We start from the raw sequence: 4955 nt of genomic DNA on the forward strand, positions 1-4955 counted from the left end.
ACTGGCCCTGGGCGGCACCTTCGCCTTCCCCTTCGGTGATGACCTCAGCACTGGAATCGGGCAGTTCCAACGGGGCGGAGAAGTCGACTTCGGGTGCGGCACCCTCGGCCCCGGAGGTCACGGTGATGTCGTCCAAACTGTCCGAACCGGAGCCGTCGTTGCCGCTGCATGCGGTCAGGAGCAAGGCGGCCGGCAGGAGGATGGAAAGAATTTTGCGCACAATCGACTTTCTTATCGCGGAGTTTGCGGGCAGTGGTCATTCTCGCAGAGAAATCTGGGTATCTGCTAGGAGCCCCGCCGTGCCTGTCACAAGGTGGCGAGCAGCGCCTCGACCCTCGGGTCCTCGCTCTTGAACGGGTCCTTGCAGAGGATTGTCTGCTGAGACCGGTCGTTGAGTTTCAGATGGACCCAGTCCACGGTGAAGTCGCGGCCGTTCTCCCGTGCTGCACGGACAAAATCGCCCCGTAGTTTTGCCCGGGTGGTCTGCGGCGGCTGGTCCACAGCGTTCTTGACGTCCTGTTCCTCCACGACCCGGGCCACCTCCCCGCGGGCCTGCAGCAAGTGGTACAGGCCCCGCCGGCTGGAAATGTCATGGTAGGTCAGGTCCACCTGCGCGACGCGCGGGGAATCCAAGTCGATGGATTGGCGGTCCATAATCCGGTTGATCAGGCGCTTCTTGATCGCCCAGTCGATCTCTCGCTCGATTCCGCGGTGGTCGCCTGATTCGACCGCGCCAAGGGTCCTTTCCCACAGATCGAGAATACGTTCCACATGCGGGCTGTGTGCGCCGTTGGCCTCGATGAACCCGCGCGCTTTGGACAGATATTCCTGCTGCATGGCCAGCGCGGACATCTCCCGGCCGCTGGCCAGTTTCAGCGGCCTGCGGCCGGTCAGGTCGTGGGAGATGTCCCGGATGCTGCGGATCGGATTTTCCAGCCGAAGATCGCGCATGATCACGCCGGCTTCGACCATCCGCAGCAGCAGATCCACCGTCCCGACCTTGAGCATAGTGGTCGCCTCGGACATGTTGGAATCGCCATTGATGACATGCAGCCGACGGTAATATTCCGCGTCCGCGTGCGGCTCGTCCCGGGTATTGATGATCGGTCTCGAACGGGTGGTGGCCGACGAGACGCCCTCCCAAATGTGGTCGGCACGCTGGGAGAATGCGTAAATGGAGCCGTTCTGAGTCTTGAGCACCTTGCCGGCGCCCACCAGGATCTGGCGGGTCACCAGGAACGGGATCAGGATGTCTGCCAGCCGGGAGAACTCGAGTTTGCGCGGGATCAGGTAGTTCTCATGGCTGCCGTAGGAGTTCCCGGCGGAGTCGGTGTTGTTCTTGAACAGGTAGACCCTGCCGCCAAAGCCCTCCCGGGCCAGGCGCTCCTGGGCTTCGTTCATGAGATCTTCGAGGATTAACTCGCCTGCCCGGTCCTGGGCCACCAGTTGGGCGACGTCGTCACACTCGGCGGTGGCGTATTCGGGATGGGAACCCACGTCCAGATAGAGCCGGGACCCGTTGGTCAGGAACACGTTGGAGGACCGGCCCCAGGTGACCACCTTGCGGAAGAGGTAGCGGGCAACCTCTTCGGGCGAGAGCGGGCGCGAATCCGGCGCCGAATAGGAAATGCCGAACTCTGTCTCGATCCCGAAGATCCGCCTGTCCATGGCTAGCCGTCCATTCCCTCGCCTAAGATTCCGGTCAGTTCAGCGGTCAGCAACCGGCGGAAAGCACGCCGGCTTCCGCGGCTGGAGAGCGGGTCGCGGTCCAATACGGCAACTTCCAGTCCCTCGGGCCGCAATTCCTTGGCCGGCCCGCCGTTCTGTTCTCCGGTACCGCCGGACAAAGCGTCAACGGCCGCGCGCACGGCACCGGCGAAGTCCCGTCCCTCGGTCCAGTTGCCGTGCAACCTCTCGCCCACGGCCTCTGCCGACCCGCCCATGACCACGAAGCCGCGTTCGTCGGCGATGGACCCGTCGAACGTCAGTCGGAACAACCGGTCTTCGGCCGGTGTGTCGCCGACTTCGGCGACGGCCAGCTCCACTTCGAACGGCTTCGTGTCGGCGGTGAAGACCGCGCCGAGGCTTTGCGCGTAGACGCTGGCCAGGCCGCGGCCGGTGACGTCCTCCCGGTCGTAGGAGTAGCCGCGCACATCGGCGTAGCGGACGCCGGCCTGGCGCAGGCTTTCAAACTCGTTATATTTGCCGACGGCCGCGAAAGCGATGCGGTCGTAGATTTCGCCGATCTTGTGCAGCGAGGGCGAGGGGTTTTCGGCGACGAGCGCGATCCCCTCCGAGCAGCTGATCACGACCACGGAACGGCCGCGGGCGATCCCTTTCCGGGCGAAGTCCGCCCGATCCTTCATCAGCTGTTCGGGCGATACATAGAACTGCTGCGTCATGCTCAGGCCTCCCGTCCAGCGACGGCGCGTGCGCCGATGACGGCTTCGGAGGTCGCGGCAAGCTCGCGCTCGGGGATCCGCCGGGCACCGGCGACGTTGACCGTGTAGACGACCGGCCACACCTGCCGCACTGCATCAGGTCCGCCGGTGGCCGAATCGTCGTCGGCGGCGTCGTACAGGGCTTCGATGGCCACGCGAACAGCGTCAGCCTCCTCCAGGTTCGGCTGCCAAAGTTTCTTCAGCGCTCCGCGGGCGAAGACGGACCCGGACCCGACGCTGTGGTGCTCTTGCTCCTCGTAGCGCCCGCCGGTCACATCGTAGGAAAAGAGCCGGCCCACCCGGCGTTCGGCGTCGAAACCGGCGAACGCCGGAATGACCGCCAGACCCTGCATCGCCATCGGCAGATTGGACCGGATCATCGCACCCAGCCGGTTCGCTTTGCCTTCCAGGCTCAGCAGCGTGCCCTCGATCTTCTCGTAGTGCTCAAGTTCCACTTGGAAGAGCCGGGTGATGTCGAGGGCGATGCCGGCAGTGCCCGCGATGCCCAGTACCGAATAGGAGTCGGCCGGGAACACCTTTTCGATGTGGCGGCTGGCGATCATGTTGCCCATCGTTGCCCGCCGGTCACCGGCCATCAGCACGCCGCCGGCGAACGTCATCGCAACGATCGTCGTGGCATGCGGCACCATGGGCGCCGCACCCGCCGGCAACTGCGGGGCCCCGCGGACGCCAGGCAGCAGATCCGGCGCGGTGCGCGCCAGGTACTCGCTGAAGGAGGCGGTGGCCGAGTGGGAGATCTGGGCGAAAACAGAACCCGGTCCACCGGCGGGCATGTCCATCAACTACTGCCCGCCCTTCTGCACGAATCCGCGCACAAATTCTTCCGCGTTCTGTTCCAGCACGCCGTCGATCTCATCGAGCAGATCATCGGTGCCTTCGGTCTCGGCCTGCGCGGCAGGAGCGGCGGCAGGCTCGGGCGTGGGCTCGTCGTCGTACTCGTCGTCTTCGCGGCGGGAGTCCGCGTTTTTGCGGTCCTGGGGTGCCATGACGGCCTCCTTCTGGTGGGATCAGTTGACTCTGTCCTCATTGCCTATGTTGCCACGCGCGGCTCGGTGCCGGGGCCCAGCAACGCCGTAATGAATTCCTCTGCCGTAGAGGCTTCCTCGAAGAGCCTGCCGGTCAACCCGCGGTTGCCACGCAGCGGCTCGCGGGTGGGGATGCGCTGCAGCCGCCGCCGGTCGGGAAGATCGAAGATCACCGAGTCCCAGCTCGCTCCCACCACCTCCCGGGGGAAATGCTGAATGCACTTTCCCCGGAAGTAGGCCCGGGTGTCTTCGGGCGGCTCGTTCACAGCGGCTTTGATCTGCCCGTCGGACAGCAGCCGCTGGATCCGGCCGCGTGCGGCCAGCCGGTGGTAGAGGCCCTTCTCCGGCCGGACGTCGGCATACTGCAGGTCGATCAGACCCAGCCTGGGGTCGCCCCATTCCATGCGGTCCCGCTCACGGTAGGCCTGCAGCAGCTTCAGCTTGGCCACCCAATCCAACTGGTCGGCGGCCTCCATGGGATCGCGGCGCAGTATGTCCAGCAGCGAGGCCCAGCGGCGGAGCACCTCTGCGGTCTGGCCGGTGTCGGTGCCGTGCCGCCTGCAGTGCTCCACGGCGGCCTGCAGGTAAATGTCCTGCAGATCCAGTCCGGTCACCATGCTGCCGTCCTTGAGCGGGACCTTTTGCTGCAGGGTGGGATCATGGCTGATGGCCTGAAGTGCCTGGACCGGCTCGGCCAGCTGCACCTCCGGAACTTCGCCATGTTCGATCATGGACAGCACCACGGCGGTGGTGCCCATCTTCAGGAAGATCGACACCTCGCTGAGGTTTGCGTCGCCAATGATCACATGCAGCCGACGGTATTTGTCGGCCACCGAGTGCGGTTCGTCCCGGGTGTTGATAATGGGCCTGCGGATGGTGGTTTCCAGTCCCACCTCGGCCTCGAAGAAGTCAGCGCGCTGGCTGATCTGGTAGCCCGGTGTGCGCCCGTTGGTGCCCAGCCCCACCCGGCCCGCCCCGCAGACGACCTGCCGGGACACGAAGAACGGGACCAGGCCGGTCACAATCCGGTTGAACGGCAAGCTGCGCGGCATCAGGTAGTTCTCATGCGCGCCGTAGGACACCGATTTGTTGTCCGTGTTGTTCTTGTACAGGTTCACCGGCGAGAACCCCGGCGTCGCGGCGATCCTGCGCAGTGCTGTGAGCACGACGGCGTCACCGGCCTTATCCCAGCGCACCGCGTCCAGCGGGTTGGTGACCTCGGGCGAGGAATACTCCGGGTGGGCGTGGTCAACGTACAGCCGGGCACCGTTGCCAAGCACCATGTTCATCAGCACGCCGGAGGTTTCGTCGCTGTAGAAGTCGTTGGCGGCCGCCCGGCCACCGGCCAGCGCAATCTGCTCGGCGTCGAGGACCGGCGGCACATCGGTCAGCTGTGACGGGTCCGCCTGGTCGCGGGACACGTCGAATCCGCGGGCGTCGTGCAAAGGTTCCTCGTCGGTGTAGTCCC

5 protein-coding genes and 1 pseudogene are annotated in these 4955 nt (G+C 65.3%); all 6 read right to left on the reverse strand.

From position 1 onward, the window contains the following. Positions 1–220: pseudogene (locus AC5RWT_RS34440) on the reverse strand (hypothetical protein); the annotation flags it as partial. A gap of 86 nt (positions 221–306) precedes the next feature. Next, positions 307–1668 (reverse strand): Pup--protein ligase, encoded by a 1362-nt coding sequence (gene pafA / locus AC5RWT_RS34445; RefSeq protein WP_493967611.1) that lies wholly within the window; start codon positions 1666–1668, stop codon positions 307–309. Between the two features lie 2 nt (positions 1669–1670). After that, a complete protein-coding gene (prcA, locus tag AC5RWT_RS34450; RefSeq protein ID WP_494084144.1) occupies positions 1671–2402 on the reverse strand; it encodes a proteasome subunit alpha in 732 nt (243 codons plus the stop codon). A gap of 2 nt (positions 2403–2404) precedes the next feature. Then, positions 2405–3241 carry a proteasome subunit beta gene (gene prcB, locus AC5RWT_RS34455; protein ID WP_494084145.1) on the reverse strand — a complete coding sequence of 279 codons (837 nt, stop codon included), beginning with the start codon at positions 3239–3241 and terminating at the stop codon, positions 2405–2407. 3 nt (positions 3242–3244) lie between these two features. Further along, positions 3245–3448, reverse strand: coding sequence for a ubiquitin-like protein Pup (locus AC5RWT_RS34460; RefSeq protein WP_494084146.1), 204 nt, complete (start codon positions 3446–3448; stop codon positions 3245–3247). Positions 3449–3492: 44 nt separating this feature from the next. After that, positions 3493–4955, reverse strand: a 1463-nt coding sequence (dop, locus tag AC5RWT_RS34465) for a depupylase/deamidase Dop (protein ID WP_494084147.1), incomplete at its 5' end; no start/stop codon positions are given.

Source organism: Arthrobacter sp. Dra40 (genome assembly GCF_059091905.1).